26 protein-coding genes are annotated in these 23,574 nt (G+C 67.6%); 10 read left to right on the top strand and 16 right to left on the bottom strand.

Annotated elements, in window-relative coordinates:
• On the top strand, window positions 1–1,500 hold the full coding sequence (locus AC1Q5A_RS11315; protein ID WP_492700817.1) for an efflux transporter outer membrane subunit: 1,500 nt from the start codon (window positions 1–3) through the stop codon (window positions 1,498–1,500).
• A 37-nt stretch (window positions 1,501–1,537) separates the two neighbouring features.
• On the opposite strand, the gene AC1Q5A_RS11310 is transcribed toward AC1Q5A_RS11315, so the two are convergent.
• The 4 genes from AC1Q5A_RS11310 to AC1Q5A_RS11295 all read right to left on the bottom strand — a co-directional run bounded on the left by AC1Q5A_RS11310 (window position 1,538) and on the right by AC1Q5A_RS11295 (window position 5,435).
• A complete protein-coding gene (locus AC1Q5A_RS11310) occupies window positions 1,538–2,539 on the bottom strand; it encodes a bile acid:sodium symporter family protein (protein ID WP_492700816.1) in 1,002 nt (333 codons plus the stop codon).
• A gap of 9 nt (window positions 2,540–2,548) precedes the next feature.
• Entirely contained in the window at window positions 2,549–3,169 is a 621-nt protein-coding gene (locus AC1Q5A_RS11305) for a DedA family protein (protein ID WP_492700815.1), read from the bottom strand.
• 130 nt (window positions 3,170–3,299) lie between these two features.
• Window positions 3,300–5,093 (bottom strand): DNA primase, encoded by a 1,794-nt coding sequence (gene dnaG / locus AC1Q5A_RS11300; RefSeq protein ID WP_492700814.1) that lies wholly within the window; start codon window positions 5,091–5,093, stop codon window positions 3,300–3,302.
• 171 nt (window positions 5,094–5,264) lie between these two features.
• Window positions 5,265–5,435: a DUF1328 domain-containing protein gene (locus AC1Q5A_RS11295; protein WP_492700813.1), complete on the bottom strand. Its 171-nt coding sequence runs from the start codon at window positions 5,433–5,435 to the stop codon at window positions 5,265–5,267.
• 153 nt (window positions 5,436–5,588) lie between these two features.
• Here AC1Q5A_RS11295 and AC1Q5A_RS11290 point away from each other — a divergent pair, with 153 nt between their 5' ends.
• Window positions 5,589–5,903, top strand: a complete 315-nt coding sequence (locus AC1Q5A_RS11290; protein ID WP_492700812.1) for a hypothetical protein — start codon at window positions 5,589–5,591, stop codon at window positions 5,901–5,903.
• On the opposite strand, the gene AC1Q5A_RS11285 is transcribed toward AC1Q5A_RS11290, so the two are convergent.
• Both AC1Q5A_RS11285 and rpsU read right to left on the bottom strand, forming a co-directional pair.
• Window positions 5,881–6,327 carry a GatB/YqeY domain-containing protein gene (locus AC1Q5A_RS11285; protein WP_492700811.1) on the bottom strand — a complete coding sequence of 149 codons (447 nt, stop codon included), beginning with the start codon at window positions 6,325–6,327 and terminating at the stop codon, window positions 5,881–5,883. The genes AC1Q5A_RS11290 and AC1Q5A_RS11285 overlap by 23 nt on opposite strands.
• Window positions 6,328–6,515: 188 nt before the next feature.
• Complete coding sequence (gene rpsU / locus AC1Q5A_RS11280) at window positions 6,516–6,731, bottom strand: 30S ribosomal protein S21 (RefSeq protein ID WP_007081639.1); 216 nt, start codon at window positions 6,729–6,731, stop codon at window positions 6,516–6,518.
• Between the two features lie 67 nt (window positions 6,732–6,798).
• On the opposite strand from rpsU, the gene tsaD reads away from it, so the two are divergent.
• Window positions 6,799–7,848, top strand: coding sequence for a tRNA (adenosine(37)-N6)-threonylcarbamoyltransferase complex transferase subunit TsaD (tsaD, locus tag AC1Q5A_RS11275; RefSeq protein ID WP_492700810.1), 1,050 nt, complete (start codon window positions 6,799–6,801; stop codon window positions 7,846–7,848).
• 105 nt (window positions 7,849–7,953) lie between these two features.
• Here tsaD and AC1Q5A_RS11270 read toward each other — a convergent pair whose 3' ends face one another.
• From AC1Q5A_RS11270 to AC1Q5A_RS11260, 3 genes are all read right to left on the bottom strand, one after another.
• Window positions 7,954–8,673: a pseudouridine synthase gene (locus tag AC1Q5A_RS11270; RefSeq protein WP_492700809.1), complete on the bottom strand. Its 720-nt coding sequence runs from the start codon at window positions 8,671–8,673 to the stop codon at window positions 7,954–7,956.
• A 118-nt stretch (window positions 8,674–8,791) separates the two neighbouring features.
• Window positions 8,792–9,574: an ABC transporter permease gene (locus tag AC1Q5A_RS11265; protein ID WP_492700808.1), complete on the bottom strand. Its 783-nt coding sequence runs from the start codon at window positions 9,572–9,574 to the stop codon at window positions 8,792–8,794.
• A complete protein-coding gene (locus tag AC1Q5A_RS11260; protein ID WP_492700807.1) occupies window positions 9,571–10,536 on the bottom strand; it encodes an ABC transporter ATP-binding protein in 966 nt (321 codons plus the stop codon). The genes AC1Q5A_RS11265 and AC1Q5A_RS11260 overlap by 4 nt, the downstream gene beginning before the upstream one ends.
• 93 nt (window positions 10,537–10,629) lie before the next feature.
• Between AC1Q5A_RS11260 and AC1Q5A_RS11255 the strand changes: the two genes are divergently transcribed.
• The gene (locus AC1Q5A_RS11255; protein WP_492700806.1) at window positions 10,630–11,376 is read left to right on the top strand and encodes a ferredoxin--NADP reductase; all 747 of its coding nucleotides are present in this window, start codon (window positions 10,630–10,632) and stop codon (window positions 11,374–11,376) included.
• Between the two features lie 40 nt (window positions 11,377–11,416).
• On the opposite strand, the gene AC1Q5A_RS11250 is transcribed toward AC1Q5A_RS11255, so the two are convergent.
• The 4 genes from AC1Q5A_RS11250 to AC1Q5A_RS11235 are packed head-to-tail and all read right to left on the bottom strand — an operon-like array spanning window position 11,417 to window position 16,134.
• Window positions 11,417–12,514 carry a Csu type fimbrial protein gene (locus AC1Q5A_RS11250; protein ID WP_492700805.1) on the bottom strand — a complete coding sequence of 366 codons (1,098 nt, stop codon included), beginning with the start codon at window positions 12,512–12,514 and terminating at the stop codon, window positions 11,417–11,419.
• Complete coding sequence (locus tag AC1Q5A_RS11245; protein WP_492700804.1) at window positions 12,511–14,877, bottom strand: fimbria/pilus outer membrane usher protein; 2,367 nt, start codon at window positions 14,875–14,877, stop codon at window positions 12,511–12,513. The genes AC1Q5A_RS11250 and AC1Q5A_RS11245 overlap by 4 nt, the downstream gene beginning before the upstream one ends.
• Before the next feature lie 7 nt (window positions 14,878–14,884).
• Window positions 14,885–15,628, bottom strand: a complete 744-nt coding sequence (locus tag AC1Q5A_RS11240) for a fimbrial biogenesis chaperone (RefSeq protein WP_492700803.1) — start codon at window positions 15,626–15,628, stop codon at window positions 14,885–14,887.
• Between the two features lie 8 nt (window positions 15,629–15,636).
• Complete coding sequence (locus tag AC1Q5A_RS11235; RefSeq protein ID WP_492700802.1) at window positions 15,637–16,134, bottom strand: Csu type fimbrial protein; 498 nt, start codon at window positions 16,132–16,134, stop codon at window positions 15,637–15,639.
• Between the two features lie 362 nt (window positions 16,135–16,496).
• On the opposite strand from AC1Q5A_RS11235, the gene AC1Q5A_RS11230 reads away from it, so the two are divergent.
• From AC1Q5A_RS11230 to AC1Q5A_RS11205, 6 genes are read left to right on the top strand one after another with little or no spacing between them, the layout of a single operon-like run.
• On the top strand, window positions 16,497–16,946 hold the full coding sequence (locus tag AC1Q5A_RS11230; RefSeq protein WP_492700801.1) for a hypothetical protein: 450 nt from the start codon (window positions 16,497–16,499) through the stop codon (window positions 16,944–16,946).
• A complete protein-coding gene (locus AC1Q5A_RS11225) occupies window positions 16,939–17,139 on the top strand; it encodes a helix-turn-helix transcriptional regulator (RefSeq protein ID WP_492700800.1) in 201 nt (66 codons plus the stop codon). Before AC1Q5A_RS11230 ends, AC1Q5A_RS11225 begins: the two co-directional genes overlap by 8 nt.
• Before the next feature lie 20 nt (window positions 17,140–17,159).
• Window positions 17,160–18,713, top strand: coding sequence for an alpha/beta hydrolase (locus AC1Q5A_RS11220; RefSeq protein ID WP_492700799.1), 1,554 nt, complete (start codon window positions 17,160–17,162; stop codon window positions 18,711–18,713).
• Entirely contained in the window at window positions 18,710–18,886 is a 177-nt protein-coding gene (locus tag AC1Q5A_RS11215) for a hypothetical protein (protein WP_492700798.1), read from the top strand. Before AC1Q5A_RS11220 ends, AC1Q5A_RS11215 begins: the two co-directional genes overlap by 4 nt.
• The gene (locus tag AC1Q5A_RS11210; RefSeq protein ID WP_492700797.1) at window positions 18,879–19,613 is read left to right on the top strand and encodes an ABC transporter ATP-binding protein; all 735 of its coding nucleotides are present in this window, start codon (window positions 18,879–18,881) and stop codon (window positions 19,611–19,613) included. The genes AC1Q5A_RS11215 and AC1Q5A_RS11210 overlap by 8 nt, the downstream gene beginning before the upstream one ends.
• Entirely contained in the window at window positions 19,610–20,815 is a 1,206-nt protein-coding gene (locus AC1Q5A_RS11205; RefSeq protein ID WP_492700796.1) for an ABC transporter permease, read from the top strand. Before AC1Q5A_RS11210 ends, AC1Q5A_RS11205 begins: the two co-directional genes overlap by 4 nt.
• Window positions 20,816–21,017: 202 nt before the next feature.
• Here AC1Q5A_RS11205 and AC1Q5A_RS11200 read toward each other — a convergent pair whose 3' ends face one another.
• The 3 genes from AC1Q5A_RS11200 to AC1Q5A_RS11190 all read right to left on the bottom strand — a co-directional run bounded on the left by AC1Q5A_RS11200 (window position 21,018) and on the right by AC1Q5A_RS11190 (window position 23,470).
• Window positions 21,018–21,344, bottom strand: a complete 327-nt coding sequence (locus AC1Q5A_RS11200; RefSeq protein WP_492700795.1) for an EF-hand domain-containing protein — start codon at window positions 21,342–21,344, stop codon at window positions 21,018–21,020.
• A 2-nt stretch (window positions 21,345–21,346) separates the two neighbouring features.
• Entirely contained in the window at window positions 21,347–21,949 is a 603-nt protein-coding gene (gene folE, locus AC1Q5A_RS11195) for a GTP cyclohydrolase I FolE (RefSeq protein WP_492700794.1), read from the bottom strand.
• Window positions 21,950–22,027: 78 nt separating this feature from the next.
• Window positions 22,028–23,470, bottom strand: coding sequence for a DNA recombination protein RmuC (locus tag AC1Q5A_RS11190; protein ID WP_492700793.1), 1,443 nt, complete (start codon window positions 23,468–23,470; stop codon window positions 22,028–22,030).
• Window positions 23,471–23,574 lie beyond the last annotated feature (104 nt).

Raw genomic sequence — 23,574 nt, 5'->3', positions numbered from 1 at the left:
ATGCGCATCGAGAAACTGATTCGCCGCGGCCTGCGCGGCACCTGGATGGCCGGCGCCGTGCTGGCGCTGGCGGGCTGCGCGGTGGGCCCGAACTACCGGCGCCCGGCGGCGCCGGCCGCGACGGACTACGGCGTCGACGCCCAGGCCACCGCCGCCGCGCCGGTGCGCGGCGGCGAGGCGCAGCGGCTGGTGCAGTCGATGGACATCCCGGGCCAGTGGTGGACGCTGTTCCATTGCGCGCCGCTCGACGCGCTGGTCGAGGACGCGCTGCGCCACAACGCCGACGTGGCGGCGGCGCATGCGTCGCTGCGCGCCGCGTGGGAGAACGTGTACGCGCAGCGCGGCGCGTACTTCCCCGCGGTCGACGCCAGCGTCAACCCCACCCGGCAGAATGTCGCCAGCGACCTCGCCAGCCCGGCGGAGTCGGGCGCCAGCCTGTACAGCCTCACCACCGCGCAGGTCAGCGTGTCCTACGCGCTCGACCTGTGGGGCGGCACGCGGCGGCAGGTGGAGTCGCTGGCGGCGCAGGCGAACGCTGAGCGCTTCCAGCTCGAGGCGGCCTATCTCACGCTCACCAGCAACCTGGTGAACGCGGTGATCGAGGCGGCCTCGCTGCGCGCGCAGGTCGACGCCACGCAGGAGATCATCCGTGCGCAGGAGGAGATCCTGGCCACGCTGCGGCGCCAGCAGGCGCTGGGGGACGTGGCGGAATCGGCGGTGGCGGCGCAGCTCGCCGCGCTGGAGCAGAGCCGCGCCACCCTGCCGCCGCTGCAGAAGCAGCTGGCGCAGCAGCGGCACCTGATCGCGGCGCTGGGCGGCCGCATGCCCGGCCCGGCCGGCGACGTGCGCATCGACCTCGACGACCTGCGGCTGCCCGCCGAGCTGCCGCTCAGCCTGCCCGCGCAGCTGGTGGAGCAGCGTCCCGACGTGCGGGCCGCCGAGGAGCAGCTGCACGCGGCCAGCGCCGCGGTGGGCGTGGCGATCGCCAGTCGTCTGCCCAGCGTGCAGATCGACGCCAGCTTCGGTCGGGCCTCGGAGAAGGCCAGCGCGCTGTTCGGCGCCGGCACCGGGTTCTGGAACCTCGGTGCCGCGATCACCCAGCCGCTGTTCGACGGCGGCACATTGAAGCACAGGCAGCGCACGGCGGAGGCGCTCTACCGGCAGGCGGCGGCGCAGTACCGCGGCACGGTCACCGGCGCGGTGCAGAACGTGGCCGACGTGCTGCAGGCGATCCAGGCGGACGCCGATGCGTTGGTGGCCGCGCAGCGCGCCGAGCGCGCGGCGGCGCGCAGCCTGGCGATCGCCCGGCGCCAGCTGGCGCTGGGCGACCTCGCGCCGAGCGCGCTGCTGGAAGTGCAGCTGGCCTGGCAGCAGGCGTCGATGTCGCTGGTGCAGGCCCGCGCGGCGCGTTACGCCGACACCGTGGCGCTGTTCCAGGCGCTGGGCGGCGGCTGGTGGCACCGCCATGACGCCAGCGCGGTAGCATCGGCGGCGGACTGAGCGGAAAGGTGGTCGCGCTGGCTGTCGCGCGGCGGCCTCAGTCGGCCTCGCGGCTGTCCTCGACGACGCGGTGGTGGCCCTGCATGGCGTAGCGCCGCGCCACCACCGCGCATACCATCAGCTGCAGCTGGTGGAAGATCATCAGCGGCAGCACCAGCGCGCCGAGGCCGCCGAGCTGGCCGGCGAACAGGATCTTCGCCATCGGGATGCCGCTGGCCATGCTCTTCTTGGAGCCGCAGAACACGATGGCGATCTCGTCTGCGCGCGGGAAGCCGAGCCGGCGCGCGGTCCAGGCCAACGTGGGCATCACCAGCGCCAGCAGCAGCGCGCACATCGCGAGGGTGGCGAGCAGGGCGGAGACCGGCGTGTCGCGCCACAGGCCGGCGACCACGGCGGCGCTGAACGCGGTGTAGACCACCAGCAGGATGGTGCCCTGGTCGGTGTAGCCCAGCAGCGCCCTGTGGCGGTCGACGAAGTCGCCGATCCAGCGCCGCGCGGCATGCCCGAGCGCAAACGGCAGCAGCAGTTGCAGCATGATGTCCAGTACGCTGTGCCAGGAGGCACGGCCGCCGTGGCCGGCCAGCAGCAGGCCGACCAGCAGCGGGGTCAGCACGATGCCGATGAGGTTCGACGTCGAGGCACTGACCACGGCTGCCGGGACGTTGCCGCCGGCGATCGAAGTGAACGCGATCGACGATTGCACCGTGGACGGCAGCGTGCAGACGAACAGCACGCCGAGATAAAGCTGCGGCGTCAGCAGCGCATGGCCGAGCGGCTGCAATGCCAGGCCCAGCAACGGAAACAGCACGAAGGTGCTGCTGAGCACGGTCAGGTGCAGCCGCCAGTGCGTGAGGCCCCGCACGATCGCCGCGCGCGGCAGCTTGGCTCCGTGCAGGAAGAACAGCAGCGCGATCGCGCCGTCAGTGATCGCGTCGGACACCCGCGCCGCCTCGCCCCGGCACGGCATCAGCGAGGCCAGCGCCACAGTGGCGAGCAGGGCGAGCGTGAAGTTGTCGGGACCGGCGTGGCGCGAGGACATGCCGGCGGCTCAGTCCAGCCCGCAGCGCGTGCGGCGCCGGCGCCGCCACCACAGCATCAGCATGGTGAGCACGAGGATGGCCACCAGCACCCACAGGCTGCTCTGGCCGCGGTGTATCCACTTCACCAGCCATTCGTGGTTGTCGGCGCCGAAATAGCCCAGGTAGACCCAGATCGGCACGCTGATCAGCGCGGCCAGCGTATCGATCAGCAGGAAGCGCAGGAACGATACCCGGTGGGTGGTGCCGGCGGTGAGGTAGACGGTGGTGCGCATGCCGGGCAGGAAGCGCGCGAAGAACAGCATGCGATTGCCGTACTGGTCGAACTTTTCCTGCACCCTGGCGTAACGCTCCGGCGTCAGCACGCGGGCCACGAAGCGCCATTGCAGGATGCGCGCGCCGTAATGGTGGCCGAGCAGGAAGATGGCGCAGTCGCCCAGCAGTACGCCGAACATCGCCAGCGCGAACATCGCGTGCACGTTGGCGTAGCCCAGGCCCGCGATCACGCCGCCGGCGACCAGGGTGATGTCTTCCGGCAGCGGCAGGCCGGCGCCGCAGATCATCAGCGCGATGAACACTGCAACATAGCCGTTCTCGGCGAAGATCGTCACCAGTTGCTGCAGCAGATCCATCAATATCCTTGCGCTTCGTGCGGGGCACGCCGGGCCGCAGCCGGGCATGATCCCACAGTCAGGCGGCGGCCGATGGCCGATGGGACAGGACGACACAGGACGCACGCGGGCAGACGACGGCTCATCATGTTCAGGCCGAGGCTACCGGCGGCCGCGCGCGGGCGGCCAGCAGCTCGCGCAATTCGGCTTTTTCTGCGCTGTCCAGCCGGCTTTCGCGGCTCTTCGCGGTCAGTGCGTCGCGGCGTTGTGTATACGCCTGGTCTTCCATCCGCGCCAGCGCGTCGAAGAATTCGCTGCGCTGCGCCTCGGGTTCGCCCACCGCCATGGTCGCCATCAGCTTCTGCAGCGAGGGGTATTCCGCCCGCTCGGCGAAGTGCTCCACCAGCATGGCGGAATTGATGCCAGGGCGCCCGCGCGCGATGTCGAGCAGCTCGGCCAGCAGCCCCACGCCGGGCTTGTCCAGGCGCAGGAAGCGATAGGGCTTCTCCACCTGGTCGGCCATGCTCGGCTGCGCCAGCAGCAGCGAGATCGCGCTGCGCACCAGGCTGCGCTGCACCGCCACCGGCCGCTGCACTGCGCGATGGACGGCCGGGTCGGCCTGCAGCAAGGCGCGCGCACCGCTGCGCTTCTCCAGCTCCTGCCCCATCAGGTCGCGGAACGCGCCGTCGGGCAGCTTCGCGATCAGCGGGCGCGCGCGCTCGGCCAGCCGGGCGCGGCCGTCGAGGCTGGCCATGTCGACGTCGTGCGACAGCTCGCTGAAGAAGTAATCCGACAGCGGCACCGCTTCCCGGATGCGCTTTTCGAAACCCACCTTGCCTTCCTTGCGCACCAGCGTGTCCGGATCCTCGCCGTCGGGCAGGAACAGGAAATAGGCCTGCCGCCCGTCGCGCAGCCGTGGCAGCGTCGATTCCAGCGCCTTCCATGCCGCGGCGCGGCCGGCACGATCGCCGTCGAAGCAGAACACCACGTCCGGCGCGGCGCGGAACAGCACTTCGGTGTGCTCCGGTGTGGTCGCCGTGCCCAGCGTGGCCACCGCGATCGGCAGCCCGGCCTGGTGCAGCGCGATCACGTCCATGTAGCCCTCGACCACCACGATCCGCGCGAGGTTCGGGTTCGCCTGCTTCACCTGCCACAGCGCGAACAGTTCTCTGCCCTTGTGGAACAGCGGGGTCTCGGGCGAGTTGAGGTACTTGGGGGATGAGCTTTGTTGAGAAGTGCGGGCAGGGATGCCTGCTTCTTGATCTTCGCGCGCAGGAGGCGCGCTGGAAATGATGCGACCGCCAAAGGCGATGACGCGGCCTCGGCGGTCCAGGATCGGAAACATCAGGCGCTCGCGGAAGCGGTCGTACTTGCTGCCGCGTTCGCTGGAGGCGACCATGCCCGCCTCGTTGAGCAGCTCCATCCGCCGCGGCGTATTGCCCAAAGCCTTGATCACGCCATCGTAGCCGGTGGGTGCCCAGCCGAGGCGGAAGCGCTGGATCGTCGCCGCGTCCAGGCCGCGCTTTTTGCAATAGGCCTGCGCGTCGGCGTTGCGCGGGAGTTCGCCCTCGTACCAGGCCGCGGCGGCATCGAGCAGCGCATACAGGTCGGTCTTGTCCTCGCGGGGGCGTTCGTCGCGGCCGCCCTCGCGCGGCACGGTAAGGCCCACCGTCTGCGCCAGCTCCTCCACCGCGTCCGGAAACTCCAGCCGCTCGTAGTCCATCAGGAACTTCAACGCGCTGCCGTGCGCGCCGCAGCCGAAGCAGTGGAAGAACTGCTTGGCCGGGCTGACGTAGAACGAGGGCGTGCGCTCGTTGTGGAACGGGCAGCAGGCGGTCCACTCGCGCCCGGCCTTCTTCAACGGCACGCGCCGCTCGATCACGTCGACGATGTCGACGCGGGCAAGCAGTTCGTCGATGAAGCTGTCGGGAATCAGGCCGCGCATAGGCCGCCTAGTCTAGTCGGTCGCCGCCGGGGAGGCTTGGGCCGATTGCATCGACCTGAGGCGAAATGTCACAGGGTCAGGGCGGTGAGCCGTGCTGGCACGGGTTCCCGCACTGCCTCGGTAGAGCCTTGGCAGTCGTCATGCGGTCTCCGGTCGGGCCCGGATGGCCGGCTAGAACAGGTGGATCAAGCCGATCACCGCCAGCACGGCCAGCAGGAACAGGATCACGAAGCACGCGAACAGCACCTTGGCGATGGTGGCGGTGGCGCCGGAGACGCTGCCGAAACCGAGCCAGCCGGTGACCAGCGAGACGATGGCGAAAATGATGGCCCACTTCAGCATGCTGATTCTCCTGCGGCGACGGCCACCCGCGCGGCGGGGGTGTGGCGGGTCACGGCGGTTGTAGCGGTATGGGCGTGAACGCGATGCATGGTGTCGCTTGCCAGTGCGCAGGCGGTGCGGCACGCTTCCAGGTCGGCCCCGGAGTGACGAACCATGGTGATCGGCACGGTGATGATGATCAGGCAGCGTACGATCGTGCGCGCGTTCGAGCGGGCTGCCGCCACCACGGCGGCGACCGCCTGCACGGCGGAGCAGCTGGGGCTGAAACCGGGCATGGCCTGGTACCGGCTGGTAAGCCATGCGGTGCTGCGCTGCCCGGGCGAGGGCCGCTATTTCCTCGACGTGGCGAACTGGCAGCGGCTGCGCCGGCGTCGCCATCGCATCGCGCTGGCCGTGATCGCCGGCGTGCTGGTGCTGCTGGGGTTGCTGTTCGTGGCCGGCACGCTCAGCCGGCCAGGCGCGCCTTGATCCGGCCCGAGACCACGCCCATGTCGGCGCGGCCGACGGCCTTTTCCTTCACCGCGGCCACCACCTTGCCTATGTCGCGCGGCGAACTGGCGCCGGTGTCGGCGATCGCTGCGGTGATCAGCGCGTCGATCTCGGCGTCACCGAGCTTGCTCGGCAGGTAGGTTTCGATCACCACCATTTCGGCGCGCTCGATCGCCGAGAGGTCGTCACGGCCCGCGGCGTCAAACTGGCTGACCGAATCCTTGCGCTGCTTCAGCATCTTCTCCAGCACGCTGAGCACCTGCACGTCGTCCAGCTCGATCCGCTCGTCCACCTCGCGCTGCTTGATCGCCGCCAGCATCAGCCGGATCACGCCCAGCCGGTGCTTGTCGCCGCCGCGCATGGCGGTCTTCATGTCTTCGGTGAGCTGCTGCTTGAGCGTCATGGCGGGGGCCTCTGGTCAGGTGGGTCATTCTACGGAAACGACAAAGCCGGCGTTGCCCTGGGGGACAACACCGGCCAATGTCGAATCCGGAGTGCTGGCGGCGGCTGCGAGAACCCGCGCCGACCGTGTTTCCTGCATGCGCCGCGTGAAGACGCTGGCGAGCCCGCCGCTGGGCGGCGAGCGGAAACTCAGTACAGGCGGACCTTGCGCGAGACGTCGCGCGACAGGCGGCGCAGGTGACGCTTCACCGCGGCGGCACGCTTGCGCTTGCGTTCCTGGGTCGGCTTTTCGTAGAACTCGCGCTTGCGCGTTTCAGCCAGTACGCCGGCCTTTTCGCAGGTACGCTTGAAACGACGCAGTGCGATCTCGAACGGCTCGTTCTCGCGAACTTTTACGTTGGGCATGGAAACTCCGAGTGGTAATCTGCCCCGGTGACGGGACTGTTGAACAGGGCGAGCCGCGAAGTATACCGTGGAAACTGGCGAATTTTCAAAGCCCGTGCTGGGCATCGAGACCTCCTGCGACGAGACGGGCGTGGCCCTGCTGCGCTGGGAGCCGGACGCGCCGGGCCGCGGCCTGCTGGCCCACACCCTGTACAGTCAGATCAAGCTGCACGCCGACTACGGCGGGGTGGTGCCGGAACTGGCCAGCCGCGACCACGTGCGCAAGCTGCTGCCGCTGATCCGCGAGGCGCTGGCCCAGGCCGGGCTGACCGTGCACGACCTGGGTGGGGTGGCCTATACCGCCGGTCCCGGCCTGGTCGGCGCCCTGCTGGTCGGGGCTTCCGCCGGGCGCGCGCTGGCCTGGGCGCTGGGCGTGCCGGCGATCGGGGTACACCACATGGAGGGTCACCTGCTGGCGCCGCTGCTGGAGGCCGATCCGCCCGAGCCGCCGTTCGTGGCCCTGCTGGTCTCCGGCGGCCATTCGATGCTGGTCGAGGTGCAGGCGATCGGGCGGTACACGATCCTGGGCGATACCCTGGACGACGCCGCCGGCGAGGCGTTCGACAAGACCGCCAAGCTGATGGGCCTGCCCTACCCCGGTGGCCCGGCGCTGGCGAGGCTGGCCGGGCAGGGCACGGCCGGCGCGTTCCGCTTCTCCCGCCCGATGACCGACCGGCCGGGGCTGGATTTCAGCTTCTCCGGCCTGAAGACCCAGGTATTGCTGGCCTGGCAGCAGTCCGATCAGTCCGAGCAGACCCGCGCCGACATCGCCCGTGCGTTCGAGGAGGCGATCGTCGACACGCTGGTCATCAAGTGCCGCCGTGCGCTCGCGGCCAGCGGCACGCGGCGGCTGGTGATCGCCGGCGGTGTGGGCGCGAACCGCCACCTGCGCAGCGAGCTGGCCAAAGCCGGCGAAAAGGATGGTTTCCGGGTGTATTTCCCACGGCTGGACTTCTGCACCGACAACGGCGCGATGATCGCGCTGGCCGGTGCGATCCGCCTGGCCGGCGGCCAGCAGCAGGACGAAACGGTGCAGGTGCGCCCGCGCTGGGATCTGCAGACTTTGCCGGCGGCTTGACCGCGAGGCGTTCATGGGGCGGGCACCGCCCGCCGTTTTTCCCCGGAACCGCGAGAGCCGGCGGGCAGTGCCCGCCCTACATCCGGCCTTCATGGGGCGACGAGATCACCATTGCGTGCGGCTCGGCAGCAGGCCTTTCAGCTCCGCCTCGGTGAGGTTGCGCCACTGGCCGGGCTTGAGGTGGCCGAGCTTCACATTGTCGATACGCACGCGGCGCAGCTGCGTGACGCGATAGCCGAACGCGGCAGCCATCAGCCGGATCTGGCGGTTCAGACCCTGGGTCAGCACGATCGAGAAACCGAATTTCGCGATGCGGCGGGTGCGGCAGGGCCGGGTCATTTGGCCGCGGATGCGCACGCCTTTCGCCATGCCGGCCAGGAACTCGTCGGTCACCGCCTTGTTCACGCCGACCAGGTATTCCTTTTCGTGGTGGTTTTCCGCGCGCAGGATCTCGTTGACGATGTCGCCGTTGCTGGTGAGCAGGATCAGCCCTTCGGAATCCTTGTCCAGCCGCCCGATCGGGAAGATCCGCTGCGGATGGTCGACGAAATCCACGATGTTGCCGGACACGCTCTGGTCGGTGGTGCAGGTGATCCCGACCGGCTTGTTCAGCGCGATGTAGATGGCTTTCTTCGCCGCCGGCGTGGCGGCGAGGATGCGCGCCCTGACGACCTCGCCATCCACGCGCACCTCGTCGCCTTCCAGCGCCTTGGCCCCGGTCGAGACCACTTCGCCGTTGATGGTGACGCGCCCGGCAGCCAACAGCTCGTCCGCCTCGCGGCGCGAGCACAGACCGGCTTCGCTGATGTATTTGTTGACGCGCATGGGTCAGGGCCGGGAATAGGGAATAGCGAGTGGGTGAAGCGCTGTGGTCGCAAGCCATGCACTCCGCGCACGCCCGAGAACAGTACGAAATCCAATCGGTGCGATCTATTCCCTATTCTCAGCTTCTCAGCCCCACGCCGCGCTTGAGCAGCTGCAGCGCCACGATCGACAGCGCCGTCACGAAGCCGAGCATCACCACGAAGGCCCAGCCCACGTGCACGTCGCTGATGCCGAGCACGCCGTAGCGGAACGCGTTGACCATGTACAGGATCGGGTTGGCGCGCGAGATCGCCTGCCACGGCTCGCCCAGCATGTTGATCGAGTAGAACACGCCGCCGAGGTAGGTCAGCGGGGTGAGGATGAAGGTGGGCACCAGCGCGATGTCGTCGAACTTCTTCGCGTACACCGCGTTGACGAAGCCGGCCAGCGAGAAGATGGTGGCGCCCAGCAGTACCGAGGCGAACGTGATCAGCGGATGCATCACGTGCAGGTCGGTGAAGAACAGTGCGATCACCAGCACCAGCACGCCGACCACCAGGCCGCGCACCACCGCGCCGGCGACGTAGCCGGCGAGGATCACCCAGTTCGGCATCGGCGACACCAGCATCTCCTCCACCGCGCGGCTGAACTTGGCACCGAAGAACGAGCTGGAGATGTTGCCGTAGCTGTTGGTGATGATGCTCATCATCACCAGGCCCGGCACGATGTACTGCATGTAGCTGAAGCCGCCCTGGATGGTGCCGATGCGGCTGCCGATCAGCTTGCCGAAGATCACGAAGTACAGCGTCATGGTGATTGCCGGCGGGATCAGCGTCTGCGTCCAGATGCGCATGATGCGCACGATCTCGCGGCGCACGATGGTGTTGAGGGCGACCAGGTTGGCGGCGGCGTTGCTGCTCATGCGGCGCGCTCCCGGCCCGGTTCCTGCCGGCCGTTCTCCACCAGCCGCACGAACAGTTCCTCCAGCCGGTTGGTCTTGTTGCGCATCGAGGTCACCGTGATGCCGTGCGCGGACAGCGTCGCGAACAGCGAATTGAGGTCGTGCGAGCGGGCCATCTCGGCCTCCAGCGTGTGTTCGTCGCGGCGGCGCAGGGTGACGTTGGGGATGCCCGGCAGCCCGGCCGGGATGGCGGCCACGTCGAGCACGAAGGTCTCCACGTCCAGCGTCGCCAGCAGGCGCTTCATGCTGGTGTTCTCGATGATGCTGCCGTGGTCGATGATCGCGATGTTGCGGCACAGCGACTCGGCTTCCTCCAGGTAGTGCGTGGTGAGGATCACCGTGGTGCCGGCCGCGTTGATGCCGCTGACGAACTGCCACATGGAGCGGCGGATCTCGATGTCGACGCCGGCGGTGGGCTCGTCCAGGATCAGCAGCTTCGGCTCGTTCATCATCGCGCGGGCGATCATCAGCCGGCGCTTCATGCCGCCGGACAGCGTGCGCGCCTGCATCTGCGCCTTGTCCCACAGGCGCAGCTCCTTCAGGTACTTCTCCGCGCGCTCGGCAGCAATCTTCCGCGGGATGCCGTAGAAGCCCGCCTCGTTCACGCAGATGTCGAACGGCTTCTCGAACTGGTTGAAGTTGATCTCCTGCGGCACCAGGCCGATCAGCTTCATCGCCTCGCTGCGTTGCCGGTTTACCGAGATGCCGAACACCCGCGCGTCGCCGGAGGTGGAGTTGACCAGCGAGGAGAGGATGCCGATCAGGGTGGACTTGCCGGCGCCGTTCGGGCCGAGCAGGGCGAAGAAGTCGCCGGGCTGCACGGTGAGGCTGATGCCCTTCAGGGCCTCGACCCCGTTGCCGTAGGTTTTGCGCAGGTTGTCGACGACGAGCGCCGGGGCCGTATCTTGGGACTGCGGGGACATGGGCTGCACCGAGGGGGTTAGCCCTTATTATAGCGGGCTACATCCCGTCGTCCGGCCCTGCCGGACGGCACACACTGTTTCCGGAAACCCTCCATGGCCGACCACTTCCAGCTCCGTCTCGTCGACAGCCGCATGCTTGCGCCCACGGTGCGCCATCTCGTGTTCGAGCGCGTCGACGGCCAGCCGCTGGCGTTCCAGCCCGGCCAGTTCCTGCAGGTGCACTTCCACTACGACGACGGCACGGCGACCAAGCGCAGCTACTCGGTCGCCACCGTCGGCGACGGCAGCTCGCCGGTGCAACGCATCGAGATCGCAGTGAGCTACGTCGACGGCGGTGCGGCGACGAAACTGCTCGGCGAACTGCCGGTCGGCGGCGTGATCGACGCCAGCGGCCCCTACGGCCGCTTCTGCCTGCAGGAAACCGACCGCCATCCGCGCTACCTGCTGCTCGCCACCGGCACCGGCGTCACCCCGTACCGCGCTATGCTGCCGCAGATCGAGAAACTGCTGGCGGAGGGCAGCCGCGAAGTGGTGCTGCTGTACGGTGCGCGCAGCGAGGCCGAGCTGCTCTATGGCGAGGAGTTCGAGGCGTTCGCCCGCACCCACCCCGGCTTCACCTTCCACGGTTGCCTCAGCCGCGAGGCCCGTGCGGTGCCCCGGCCCACCGACCGCAGCGGCCACGTGCAGCACGTGCTGGCCGAACTCGCCCCCCATGAGAGCCGCGACATTGCCTACCTGTGCGGCAACCCCAACATGGTCGACGCCGCCTTCAACGCGCTGAAAGAGTGCGGCCTGCCGGTGGCGCAGATCCGGCGCGAGAAGTACGTGTCGTCGCGCTAATCGATTGCTTCACATGGGCGCGAGGTTGCCTGCGTGGCGCTCAATAATAGACATAAACGGTAACGGCATCATAGTAATTGCCTGGTACGGATGGGGTGGTCAGCACTCGGCCATAGACGGTGAATGTTTGCTGGTTAGATGAGATAGGAGTTGGGCCGATTGCCCGGTAAGTATCGACGCCGTAATTGTTGCCCCATCGGTTTTGATAGCCGCTGTCCGCGTAGAGGTCGTAGCTGATGTAACCGCTGAACGTTGGCCCGCCACGCATGGCCCGGGCGCCGCTTGCGCTGCCCATGCCGTAGTTCTGGCCGTTGTCCAGACCAATGTCGTAAAACGTATCGCCGTCGGCGCAATTTACCGTCAGGGTGGTGGTGGCGGTGATGGTGCGGGCCGTGCCGGACGGTGATGTCGGGAAAGTCAGTAGGTTGGTGCTGACATAGCAGGTCGCTTGCACGTTGGCGGACACGGTAAAGCCAGAAATGGTGTTGCCGCTGGAATAGGTTTGGCAGCCAGTACCCGAGGGACTGGTGTCCAGTTTGACAGCGCTGTTTCCGTAACTGTCGTTGTAAGGCCCTGGCGATTTCATTTTCCAGTTGTTCTGGCTTTGGGCAATCACGGCATAGATGGGGACGGTCAACGGTGCGGAAGTGCCGTTGGCCGGTACGTTGATCGTTGATGAATAAGGATTTCCCCAGGTATTTGCGTACGCACTTCCCCAGGTCGCTGCGTAAGCTGCGTCCTGGTAGAGCTGGTAATTGAGCGCTTTGTTGCTATTCGCGCTGGACATGCTTCGCTGGGCGGAGCGGTTCCGGTTGCCGATGCTCACGCATATCGTGATGCTTTGAGGTGTGGCGTTGGTATTTGTGCAGTAGTACGTCAGGTAACCCGTGGTTTGCAGGTTGGCGTTGGTGTTGCCCGATAGAGAACCTGTATTTCCACCCGTGGGAGCGTTGTCGTAGAGGCCGGAGGAGGTCGGATCCACGTTGCCGAAGCTGAGGTTGGTGATAGTGCCGTTGCAGCTGACCCCGGCCACGCTGGCGTAAACCGCGCCCAGCGGGACGACCGCGGCGGGTGCCAACCACTGGCACAGGACGCAGAGCAGGGTCAGCCAGAGCCCGTGACGGATGCGGCGGATCATGGCACTCCCCCCTTCGTGCAAGTCAGTGGGCCGATCTGCGGAATGCCGTTGCCTTGCTGGCGGTAGTCGAAGCTGGCATGGCAGACGCGGCCGTCGGGCAGGGTCGCGTCCAGCGTGTTGTGGAGGCCCAAGGTGTCCAGATAGACCGCGCCATCGTAGCCCACCAGCGCCGGACTGCCGTGCTGGCCGTGCAATTGCACCTCGCTGCCCAGCGGCAGGGGCTTGCCGTCGGCGCCGTGCAGGATCACCGACGCGGCACGCACCGGTGCGATGGCGAATTTCACCAGGGTGCCGGCGCGGTCGCCGGGTGCCGCGATGGCGTTGACGTCGGCAATGCGCATGTAGGCAGGCAGTTGCATGGGATCGATGCTGAGCTTGTTGTCCTGGTAGGCGTTCAAGGGGCTGACCAGGAGCAGGCCGTGGGCGTTCGTGGTGCCCACCAGGTTGTTCTCCAGCTTCACCGGCACGTTGGGGACGCCGTTGGTGGAGACCAGCGCAAAGCCGTTGTAGATGCTGCGTGTGGCGAATACGTCCCCGCCCATCAGTACCACGGCGCCATTGGCGCCGGCGTAGGCTGCATGGCTGCCGCCGTAGTCGGTCAGGCCCGCCTGTACCTGGCCGTAGCGGCCCAGGTAATCCAGTTCGGCCTGGCCGTTGCGCGTGTCGCCGCCTTGTTGCCATTGCGCGCGCCAGCCCAGGCCGCCTTCGGTGGGCATCGAACGCACGATGCTGGCACCCAGCGTGTTGCGGTTGCCTTGATGCTGGAGCGAGGTGCTCATGTAGTCGCTGTCGCTCAGCGAGATGCTGAGGCTCAGAAAGGCACTGCGATCGCGGGGCTGCTGGAGGTTCTGGTTCACGCTGATGTTGAGCGTCGCACGCCGGCCCAGCGACTTGAACCAGTAGGCGCTGGCATAGCGGCTGACCTGTTGCTGGTAGCGCAGTTGCGTGTAGCCCAGGCCGAAGCTGCCCAGTTGGCGCGTGTTGACGCCCGCCTGTGCGCTGGCGCTCAGGCGCGGCGGCGCGGCGCCGTGCAAGGCGGCCACGTCCAGGTAGTCGCCGGTCGTGCGCAGGCCTTGCACCGCAAAGTTGAAATACTGGTTGGTCCAGTTGTAGCCGAAGCCAAGCTGCGAGCCGGTCTGGCCGCGGTAGCTGCTGCGTGCTGCCGAGGCGGATACCACGCCTGCCGTGCCCAGCAGCCACGCGCCGCCGCCGCCCGCATTCAGCAGCCCCTTGGTGGCCTCGGCATGCGCTTCGCCGGTGAAACTGTCGGTGAAGCCGTAGCGCCAGGTTCCGCTGCCCATCGGGTCGTGTCCGTAGGCGAACGAGCGCAGGCCATAATCTTCGCGCACGTAGCCGGCTTCCACCGACCAGTCGGCCAGGCCCTGCTGCAGCAATTGCCGGGTGTTGTACAGCGAGAAGGCATAGGTGCTGACCTGGCCGAGCGCATTGGTCAGCACCATCTGCGCATTGCCCGCACCGTTGATGCCGGGCACGGCATCGAGCTGGAACGGGCCGGCCGGCACCTTGCCGCTGTATTGCTTCATGCCGTTGATGTACAGCTCCACCTGCGAGGGCAAAGTGGCTTGTCCGAGGAACTGCGGCAGCGGCGTGGTGATGAGGTAGGGCTGCAGCGCGAAGTTGGTGCCGAACTGCACGCCGCCGATGTGGGTCGGGCGCGACCACGAGGTGGCGGCGGTCAGCGTGTCGCCGACGCGCAGGGTCAACAGGCGCGACGGAAACGACAGGCTCCAACTGGTGTCCAGCCTGACCGAGCGGGTGCTGCGCCCGGCGTCGGTCGGATGCGATTGCACAAGCTGGGTGCTGTTGAAGACGCCGGCGGCGCTGAAGGCGCGCCACTCGGTGAAGGCGCTGAGGCTGCTGGCGCCGCGCGTTGCCTGTGTCTCGTACAGGTTGTAGTTGAGCAGCAGGCCCGGTGAGTGCGCGGTGGCTTTGGGGGCGGCGGTATCGTCCGAGCCGAGCCGGGTGGTGGGCAGATGCAGCAAGTTCAGCGGGGCGTCGATGCTGACGCTCTGCCGCGGCTCGTCATAGTGCGTCTGCACGCCTTGCAGGCCGGACAAGCGCGCCGGGTCAGGCGTGTTGGCCGGCAGCACGAAGCCGAGTCGCTTGAGGGTCGCCATGGAGGCCCATAGCCCGCCGTCGCGGTAGCCAAAGTGGGCAAGGCCGCGATCGGAGCCGTTGATCGTCGTTTCCAGATACAGGTCGGTGCCCCCCGCGACGGCCATCTCGCCCACCGGATCGGCGGTCAGCGCAGAGGATGTCGCGTCGATCGCGTTGCCGGCATTCCCCGTGGCACCAGATGCCGCTGTGCTGGCGTGGGCATGGGCGACCAGCAGCGGAAACAACAGGGTTTCAATGAGTGCCGTCGGCAGGCGGGATGGCTTGTGTCGTCGGTGCCCCATTGATTCTTGCCTCGAGAGAGCCGCCTCCGGCGAAGTTCTTCGCTGGCTCATTCAGAGGCCAGTACATCGTTGCGCCCGGCAAGACATAGCCGAGCTTGTGGCCTTCGATCACGCTGCGCTTGCCGGCATGATCGACGTAACTTATCCCGCTCAATTGCGCGTGACCGGTGCCGGTATTGGATACCTCCAGCACGCCATGCCCGCCCTGGTCGATGACCTGCCATTGCAGATGCGGAGCCACCGTGCCGGTAGCCGGTTCCACGAATACCGGCAGCGAGTAGTGCAGTACGAACTGCAGTTGGGCCTTGCCGCTGTGCGGCTCCACCGGCAGTTCGTCGATTGCCAGCCGGTAGGTGGCTTCCGCCGCCCCCGGGCCATTGGGTGGAGCCGCCACCCGGATTACCCGGATCAGTTGGCGCGCGCCCGACGCGATGGCAAGCATCGGCGGGCTGACCACCAGATCCTGCGAGGGGGTGAGCTGATCGTTACCGTCCGCCTGCGTCCAGCGGTAGACCCGCACCTGTGCGTGGATCAGGTCGCCGCCGGTGTTGCTGAGCCACAGGCCGTCGGCGTTCTGCGCCGGCTTGAGCGTCAGCGAAATCGGCGCGACCTGCAGGCCACTGGCCCACGTGCCGCTGCAGGCCAACAAGAGGCTGGCAAGCAGCGACAGGCCAAAGCAGAGGCGCAGTTTCATCGATGGCGTCAGTAGTTCACGTTGACGGTGACGGCGTCCGTATAGCTGCCTGTCGCTGCGCTGGCGAGCGCGGCGGACGCGACCTTGACGTAGGCTGTGAGACTCTGGGCGGCGGCATTACCGGTGCCGGCTTTCATATTCGCAGTCGTGTTGCCCCATGCGACGGAATAGAGGGTATCCGAATACAGGTTATAGGCGATGGTGTTGGGGCTGGATGTCAAGACACCGGCACCGCTGGCGTTGCCGTTGCTCGGCAACAAGCCCACCGTGTAGGGAATGCCGGTCGGACAAGTCACGGCAATGGTGGTGGATCCTTTGTAATCGTTACCCGATCCGGTAGGAGCGGTGCCCAGGTTGATGTCGGACGGGGTGGCGACCGTGCAGGCCGCTACGACGGTGAGGCTCACATGGAACGTTGCGGTCGCAGGGCTGGCTGCCATTGCGGTGGTACCGATGGCGCCGATGGCCAGGAGGGCGGCGGCAAGCAGGGTTTTCTTGAACATCATGACGATTCTCTCCGGGTGGATTTGAAGAATTTGGGCAGCTCGATACGCAAACGACGTGCCAGTATCTGCATGTAAACGGTTACGCCAGGCACTGGGCCACTCTCTAGGGGGGCGAAATTTGAAGCTGGGTAAGGGTCTTGCATGGTCTGTCCGTCCTTTCTGACAAAAATCGGCGTCCGAAAAATGTGAAGTATGTCACTTATTTCGGACGCCGTCATCATGCCATTTTCACATTACAGAACCGTTTGGGTGTTGGATTGGAGGATTTTTGTAAAGCGTCCTTGACACCCGCGGGAGGTTTCTTACCCTGCGTCTGTCAAGTTCGCTTGACATGACGGGTGGCGTGGGATCGCCACGCGTGCATGGCCGGCGGTCACTCGGAATCACACGGTGAGGACAGCGGCATGTCGCGTTTTGCGGAAAGGCGTTATCAGCGCAGGGTGGCCCTGGCGATGGTGTTGTATGTCGTGATGCTCTTGCTGGCATGGCCGCTGGTGCGCAGCACGGTCAGTCAGCCGCTGCGGATCGTGCTGGCGCTGCTGCCGCTGCTGCCGGTACCGCTGGCGATCCGTGCGATGGTGCGGGTGCTGCGCGATCAGGACGAGCTGGAGCGGCGCATCGATCTGGAATCGTTCGCGATCGCTGCGATGATCACCGAATTCGGCTTCTTCAGCTCCGGCCTGTTGCTGCTGGCGGACGTGGGCTGGCAACTGCGCGGTGGAGCGGTGGCGATCTGGGTGTTGCCATGCCCGTTCGCCAGCTTCGGCATCGCGAGGCTGTTGGTTTCCCGGTGTTATCGAAACCATGCATAACCACCTGCGCGAACTGCGCGGCGAACAGGGCTGGTCGCAGGCCGACCTGGCTGCGCGGCTGGAGGTGTCGCGGCAGACCGTCAATGCGATCGAGACCGGCAAGTACGACCCCAGCCTGCCGCTGGCCTTCAGGATCGCGCGATTGTTCGGGCAGCCGATCGAATCCATTTTTGCACCCGGGAGTAACACGTGAGCATGCAACCCAGAGCACGCATGGGGGTCTTTGTCGCCATCGCGGTGGCGATCTTCGCGGGTCATCGTGTTGCCCGTCATCGCGGGCAGGACCACGACCGGCCTTCGGCGGCAGCGTCGTCGGCGAGTCTGGCGGCTCCCGTCGCCAAGGCCGCGCCGGCGGTCTGGAAACTCGGTACGCTGACGCTCACCGCGTGCGAACTGGCCCAGCCGAACAGCGGGCTGAGCACGGCGGCGTGGTGCGCCGATTTCCCGGTGCCGGAGAACCGCGACGACCCGCACGGCCGCACGATCAGGCTGAAGCTGGCGGTGCTGCGCTCGCGTGCACAGGTGGCCAGCCCGGACATGCTGGCGTTCCTCGCCGGCGGCCCCGGCCAGGCCGCCACCGACTCCGCCGGCGCGGTGGCGTCGGTGCTGCAGCCGCTGCTGGCGCATCGCCACGTGCTGCTGCTGGACCAGCGTGGCACCGGCGGCTCGAACGCACTCACCTGCAAGCACGCCGACGAGCGCGCCGCGCCGGGCGACGACGGCACGCTCGACGCCGCCAAGTTGCGCGCGGCCGCCGCCGAGTGCCTGCAGCAGCTGGCCGGCCATGCCGACCCACGCTACTACACCACCACGATCGCGGCGCAGGATCTGGAGGACGTGCGCAAGGCGCTCGGTGCGCCGCCGCTCGACCTGCTCGGCGTGTCGTACGGCACGCGGCTGGCGCAGCAATACGTGCAGCGCTTCCCGGATGCGGTGCGCAGCGTGGTGCTGGACAGCGCGGTGCCCAATACGCTGGCGCTGGGCGAGGATTTCGCGCGCAACCTGGACGAGGCACTGAAGGCGCAGTTCGCCCGCTGCACCGCCGAGCCGGCCTGCAGGAAACAGTTCGGCGACCCGGACCAGACCCTGTACCAGCTGCGCGACGCGCTGCGCGCGAACCCGCACGAGGTGAGCTTCCGCGACCCGCAGAGCTATCAGACGGTGAAGCGGATGCTGGACGAGGACTCGCTGGCCAGCGTGGTGCGCATGTTCGCCTACACGCCGGCCACCGCCGCGCTGCTGCCGCTGTCGATCGACGCCGCTGCCCACGGCGACGTCGGCCCGTTGCTGGGTCAGGCCAAGCTGCTGTCCGGCGAGCTGTCCGACCTGATGGGCAGCGGCATGCAGTACGCGGTGATCTGCAGCGAGGATGCCGACCTGCTCACGGCGCGCCCCGAGGATGCGCAGACCATCCTCGGCACGCGCATGGTCGACGCGCTGAAGGCGGTCTGCTCGGCTTGGCCGAAAGGCGCGCGCCCGGCGGATTTCCACCAGCCGCTGAAAACCGCCCGGCCGGTGCTGCTGCTGGCCGGCCAGTACGACCCGGTCACTCCGCCGCGTTACGCGGAAGAGGTGGCGAAGGGCCTGCCGAACGCGCGCGTGCTGGTGCTCAAGGGGCAGGCGCACAACGTGATGGCGGCGGGCTGCACGCCGCAGCTGATCCAGCACTTCGTCGAGAAGCCCGACCCGAAGGCGCTGGACGCGAGTTGCCTGGACCGGCTGCAAGCCACGCCGATCTTCATCGACTTCAACGGAGCCACGCCATGAGAAAACGACACGTCCTGGCCAACGCCATTTTATGGGCTGCGGCCATCATGGCTTCCAGCGCGCTTGCCGTGCCCGGGTTCCTTGCCCTTGTCCTGCTTCCGTCTCTGGCCATGCTGTCTCTACTGACGGCAGGCAAGGCGCATGTTTCAAACGGAGTGACTTGTCGTGATTGAAGTCAGGGATCTGCACAAGGCGTTCGGCACGGTGAAAGCGGTCGACGGCGTCGGCTTCGGCGCCCGCGACGGCGAGATCACCGGCCTGCTCGGCCCCAATGGCGCCGGCAAGACCACCACGCTGCGCATGCTGTACACGCTGATGGCGCCGGACCGCGGCCAGGTGCTGGTGGACGGCATCGACGCGGCGACCGACCCGCTCGGCGTGCGCCGCCGGCTCGGCGTGCTGCCGGATGCGCGCGGCCTGTACAAGCGGCTCAGCGCGCGCGAGAACATCGACTACTTCGGCCGCCTGCACGGCCTGCCGGAGGATCTGCTGGCGAGCCGGCGCGAGGCGCTGGTCAAGGCGCTGGAGATGGAGGACATCGCCGACCGCCGCACCGAGGGCTTCTCGCAGGGCCAGCGGGTGAAGACCGCGATCGCGCGCGCGCTGGTGCACGACCCGCGCAACGTGATCCTCGACGAGCCGACCAACGGCCTCGACGTGATGGCCACCCGCGCGCTGCGCCGGTTCATGCGGCAGCTGAAGGGCGAGGGCCGCTGCGTGCTGTTCTCCAGCCACATCATGCAGGAGGTCGCCGCGCTGTGCGACCGCATCGTGGTGATCGCGCACGGCCGCGTGGTGGCCGACGAATCGCCCGACGCGCTGAGGGCACAGACCGGCGAATCCAACCTGGAGGACGCCTTCGTGAAGATCATCGGCACCGACGAGGGACTGGCGGCATGACGACGACCCCATTGAAAACCCGCCGCGGCGGCTCCGTCCTCACCGTGTTGCTGAAAGAGGTGAAGGAGAACCTGCGCGACCGCCGTACCCTCATCAGCGCCTTCCTGACCGGCCCGCTGCTGGGGCCGCTGCTGTTCGTGATGCTGATCAACTTCACCCTCAACCGCGAACTGGACAAGGCCGAGAAGCCGCTGCCGGTGCCGGTGATCGGCGCCGAGCACGCGCCGAACCTGGTCGCTGCACTGAAGGCCGGCGGCGTGGTGCCGGGTGCGCCGGTGGCCGACCCCGCCCAGGCGGTGCGCAAGCAGGACGCCGATGTGGTGCTGCGCATCGCGCCCGGCTACGGCAAGGCCTGGCGTGCGGGCGAGCCGGTGCAGGTCGAGCTGTTCTACGACTCCTCGCAGCGCGACACGAACACCTCGGTGGAGCGGGTCACCCAGCTGGTGGAGAGCTACGCGCGCCAGCAGGGCGCGATGCGGCTGGTGGCGCGCGGCCTGTCGCCGGGCACGGCCTGGCCGCTGCAGGTGGCCAAGCGCGACCAGGCCACGCCGCAGTCGCGCGCGGTACTGATGTTCGCGATGCTGCCGTACTTCTTCGTGATCACCATCTTCATGGGCGGCATGTATCTGGCGATCGACCTCACCGCCGGCGAGCGCGAACGGCAGTCGCTGGAACCGCTGTTCGCCAACCCGGTGCCGCGCTGGAAGATCCTGTGCGGCAAGCTGGCGGCGATCTGCGCGTTTTCCCTCGCCAGTCTGCTGATCACCCTGCTGGCGTTCGCGGTGGTGGGGCAGTTCATTCCCGCCGGCAAGATCGGCATGGAACTGGACCTCGGCCTGCACTTCGCCACTCGCGTGCTGCTGCTGATGCTGCCGCTGGTGCTGCTGCTGGCCGCGCTGCAGTCGATGGTGGCGGCGTTCGCCAAGAGCTATCGCGAGGCACAGACCTACATCTCGCTGCTGATGCTGGTGCCGATCATCCCCAGCCTGCTGCTGTCGTTCATGCCGATCAAGGCGCAGGCGTGGATGTACGCGGTGCCGCTGCTGGGCCAGAACCTGGGCATCATGCAGCTGCTGCGCGGCGACGGTGTCAGCGTGGAGCAGCTCGTCCTGTGCCTGGCCGGCACGTTGGCCGCAGCGCTGCTCGCGGTGCTGGCGACGGCGCAGCTGTATCGTTCCGAGAAGCTGGCGATTTCGGCCTGACGGGGCGCGAAGAGCGACCCCACCCCAACCCTCCCCTGCGTCGCAGGGGAGGGAGAAGGCGGCGATGCAGCAGGGGGAAAGGGCCGTCGACGCTCTGCTTCTCCCCCTGCACGCAGGGGGAGGCTGGGAGGGGGTGGCTTTTGATCTTGCGTCACGAGAGAGCGACCCGATCCTCTCCTGCTGCGCAGCATGGGAGCAGGCTTCAGCGCGGAGGCGCGGTTAGTTCCTTCGCGTCGAGGTAGCCGTCGCGGTTGCGGTCGAGCTTGTGGAACTGCCGCCGCAGGTTGTCCTGGTATTCCTTGAGCGTGATCGGCTTGCCGCGGCCGCCGGGCAATTCATCGGTTTCGATGATGCCGTCGCCGTTGCGGTCCATCGCGCGGAAGCCGCGGCCCATGTAGGCGAGGTACTCAGCTTCGCTGACCCGGCCGTCGCCGTCGCTGTCGAACAGGCGCAGGTAGTCCGCCCGGGTGTCCTGGGCATGCGCCGCTGCGGCCGCCAGCGGCAGCGCCAGCGCGAGAGCGAGGCGCACGTTCAGCGGCTGCCGCCGTGGATGCCGATGAACTGCAGGAACTCGGCGCGGGTGCGCGCATCGTCGCGGAAGGTGCCGAGCATCTGGCTGGTCACCATCGACACGCCGCGCTTGTGCACGCCGCGGGTGGTCATGCACTCGTGGCTGGCGTCGACCACCACCGCCACGCCGGCCGGCTGCAGGGTTTCCTGGATGCACTGCGCGATCTGCGCGGTGAGCTTTTCCTGCACCTGGAAGCGGCGCGCGAAGCCTTCCACCACGCGCGCCAGCTTGCTGATGCCGACCACCCGGTTGGTCGGCAGGTAGCCGACATGGGCGCGACCGATGATCGGTGCCATGTGATGCTCGCAGTGGCTCTCGAACTCGATGTCGCGCAGTACCACCATCTCGTCGTAGCCGTTCACCTCCTTGAAGGTGCGGCGCAGGTAGTCGCCCGGGTCGGATTCGTAGCCGGAGAACCAGTCGCGGTACGCCTTGACCACCCGCTTCGGGGTGTCCAGCAGACCCTCGCGCGAAGGATCCTCGCCGGCCCAGCGCAGCAGCGTGCGCACCGCCTCCTCGGCCTGCTCCTGGCTGACATCGTTAGGGTTGCGCTGCTCGCTCATGGGGGATCTCGGGTGGACGGATGGGGGGCATTTTAACGTCCGCGTCAAGCCCGCGCAGGTCCGGGCATGGCGGGGAAGTCACGTCTCGGTGTCGTCGTCGCTGTCGTCCGGCGCGGGCACGTCGTCCAGCAATTGCCGGGTGACTTCGCCCGGCGCGGTTTCCACGCCGCGCAGTCTGCGTTCGATGGCACGGGTACGCACACCGGTCGCGTCGATCTGGTTGCTGGCCTGGTCGAGATTCTTCTTGACCTTGTCCAGCACCGCGCCGAACTTGCCGAACTCGGTCTTGACCGCACCCAGCAGTTGCCAGACCTCGCTGCTGCGCTTCTCGATCGCCAGCGTGCGGAAGCCGGCCTTGAGGCTGGTCAGGATCGCCGCCAGCGTGGTCGGTCCCGCGACCGTGATGTGATGGTCGCGCTGCAGCGACTCGAACAGGCCCGGCCGCCGCAGCACTTCCGCGAACAGGCCCTCGGTGGGCAGGAACAGGATGGCGAAATCCACCGTGTGCGGCGGCACCACGTACTTGCTGCGTATGCGTTTGGCTTCCTCGCGCACGCGCCGCTCCAGCGCATTGGCGGCGTCCGCGGCGGCGACGGCGTTGGCGTTTTCCTGGGCCTCCTGCAGACGCTGGTAATCCTCGAGCGGAAACTTGGCGTCGATCGGCAGCCACAATGGGGCGCCGTCGACGCCGTTCGGCATGTGGATGGCGTACTCCACCCGCGCGTCGGCGTTGGGCACCACGGCCACGTTGGCGGCGTACTGGTCAGGCGTCAGGAGCTGTTCGAGCAGGGCGCCGAGCTGGGTTTCGCCCAGTACGCCGCGTGTCTTCACGTTGCCGAGCACGCGCTTCAGGTCGCCGACGCCGGTGGCCAGGCTCTGCATTTCGCCCAGCCCGCGCTGCACCGCCTCCAGCCGCTCGGACACCAGCTTGAAGGACTCGCCGAGGCGGGTTTCGAGTGTGGCGTGCAGTTTCTCGTCGACGGTGGCGCGCATCTGCTCGAGCTTGGCCGCGTTGTCCTGCTGGATCGCGCCGAGCTTGGCCTCCAGTGTGGCGCGCACCTCGCCCATGCGCTTCTCGTGTTCGGCGCCGAGCGCGCTGAAGCGCTGTTGTTGCTGCTCGCCGAAATGATTGAGCGCGAGCGTGGTTTCCGCGCGGCTCTTGCGCGCATCTTCGGCAAGTTGCTGCGCCAGCGTCTGCAGGCCCTGGCTGGTACCGTCGGTGAGGGCGGCGAGGCGCTGGCCGAAGCCGTCGATGCGCTCGGCCTGCTGCTGCGACATGCCGCCGAGCTGCTCGCCGACATGGCTGCGGAAGCGGTCGAAACCCTGCTGCAGCTCCTCGCGTCCGGCGCGCTGTTCCTCGCGCAGCGTGCGTTCGACGCGGGCGCTGTCGTCCTTCAGGGCATCGAGTTTCGCGCCAAGGCCGGGGTCGCCGCGCCCGCGCAGCAGCGCCGCGACCTGCAACAGCAGCACCAGCGCGGCGAGGATGACGAGGGCAATCAGCAGGACTTCGTTGAGCGGCATGGAACGTTTTCCCGGGTCGATGCATCCAGTGTACGTCGAGCGGTCTCATCGGCTGCGCCTATTTCACGTCGCCGCTGCCGCAGCGGTGCATCATGGGCCGATCC

The sequence above is a fragment of the Rhodanobacter sp. GW835-FHT13D09 genome, assembly GCF_058793995.1.
Note: the sequence above shows the minus strand (reverse complement) of the source record. Positions and strands in the feature narration are given on the sequence as shown.

What these genes read in the sequence shown, in the direction of transcription:
- AC1Q5A_RS11190 (WP_492700793.1), bottom strand. Translation starts at nt 23,470, where the DNA reads ATGCCGCTCAACGAAGTCCTGCTGATTGCCCTCGTCATCCTCGCCGCG.
- AC1Q5A_RS11270 (WP_492700809.1), bottom strand. Translation starts at nt 8,673, where the DNA reads ATGCGCGTCAACAAATACATCAGCGAAGCCGGTCTGTGCTCGCGCCGC.
- folE (WP_492700794.1), bottom strand. Translation starts at nt 21,949, where the DNA reads ATGAGCGAGCAGCGCAACCCTAACGATGTCAGCCAGGAGCAGGCCGAG.
- AC1Q5A_RS11310 (WP_492700816.1), bottom strand. Translation starts at nt 2,539, where the DNA reads ATGTCCTCGCGCCACGCCGGTCCCGACAACTTCACGCTCGCCCTGCTC.
- rpsU (WP_007081639.1), bottom strand. Translation starts at nt 6,731, where the DNA reads ATGCCCAACGTAAAAGTTCGCGAGAACGAGCCGTTCGAGATCGCACTG.
- AC1Q5A_RS11315 (WP_492700817.1), top strand. Translation starts at nt 1, where the DNA reads ATGCGCATCGAGAAACTGATTCGCCGCGGCCTGCGCGGCACCTGGATG.
- dnaG (WP_492700814.1), bottom strand. Translation starts at nt 5,093, where the DNA reads ATGCGCGGCCTGATTCCCGACAGCTTCATCGACGAACTGCTTGCCCGC.
- AC1Q5A_RS11255 (WP_492700806.1), top strand. Translation starts at nt 10,630, where the DNA reads ATGGCCGACCACTTCCAGCTCCGTCTCGTCGACAGCCGCATGCTTGCG.
- AC1Q5A_RS11225 (WP_492700800.1), top strand. Translation starts at nt 16,939, where the DNA reads ATGCATAACCACCTGCGCGAACTGCGCGGCGAACAGGGCTGGTCGCAG.
- AC1Q5A_RS11240 (WP_492700803.1), bottom strand. Translation starts at nt 15,628, where the DNA reads ATGAAACTGCGCCTCTGCTTTGGCCTGTCGCTGCTTGCCAGCCTCTTG.
- AC1Q5A_RS11205 (WP_492700796.1), top strand. Translation starts at nt 19,610, where the DNA reads ATGACGACGACCCCATTGAAAACCCGCCGCGGCGGCTCCGTCCTCACC.
- AC1Q5A_RS11230 (WP_492700801.1), top strand. Translation starts at nt 16,497, where the DNA reads ATGGCCGGCGGTCACTCGGAATCACACGGTGAGGACAGCGGCATGTCG.
- AC1Q5A_RS11250 (WP_492700805.1), bottom strand. Translation starts at nt 12,514, where the DNA reads ATGATCCGCCGCATCCGTCACGGGCTCTGGCTGACCCTGCTCTGCGTC.
- AC1Q5A_RS11260 (WP_492700807.1), bottom strand. Translation starts at nt 10,536, where the DNA reads ATGTCCCCGCAGTCCCAAGATACGGCCCCGGCGCTCGTCGTCGACAAC.
- AC1Q5A_RS11265 (WP_492700808.1), bottom strand. Translation starts at nt 9,574, where the DNA reads ATGAGCAGCAACGCCGCCGCCAACCTGGTCGCCCTCAACACCATCGTG.
- AC1Q5A_RS11215 (WP_492700798.1), top strand. Translation starts at nt 18,710, where the DNA reads ATGAGAAAACGACACGTCCTGGCCAACGCCATTTTATGGGCTGCGGCC.
- AC1Q5A_RS11305 (WP_492700815.1), bottom strand. Translation starts at nt 3,169, where the DNA reads ATGGATCTGCTGCAGCAACTGGTGACGATCTTCGCCGAGAACGGCTAT.
- AC1Q5A_RS11285 (WP_492700811.1), bottom strand. Translation starts at nt 6,327, where the DNA reads ATGACGCTCAAGCAGCAGCTCACCGAAGACATGAAGACCGCCATGCGC.
- AC1Q5A_RS11295 (WP_492700813.1), bottom strand. Translation starts at nt 5,435, where the DNA reads ATGCTGAAGTGGGCCATCATTTTCGCCATCGTCTCGCTGGTCACCGGC.
- AC1Q5A_RS11235 (WP_492700802.1), bottom strand. Translation starts at nt 16,134, where the DNA reads ATGATGTTCAAGAAAACCCTGCTTGCCGCCGCCCTCCTGGCCATCGGC.
- AC1Q5A_RS11290 (WP_492700812.1), top strand. Translation starts at nt 5,589, where the DNA reads ATGGTGATCGGCACGGTGATGATGATCAGGCAGCGTACGATCGTGCGC.
- AC1Q5A_RS11220 (WP_492700799.1), top strand. Translation starts at nt 17,160, where the DNA reads ATGGGGGTCTTTGTCGCCATCGCGGTGGCGATCTTCGCGGGTCATCGT.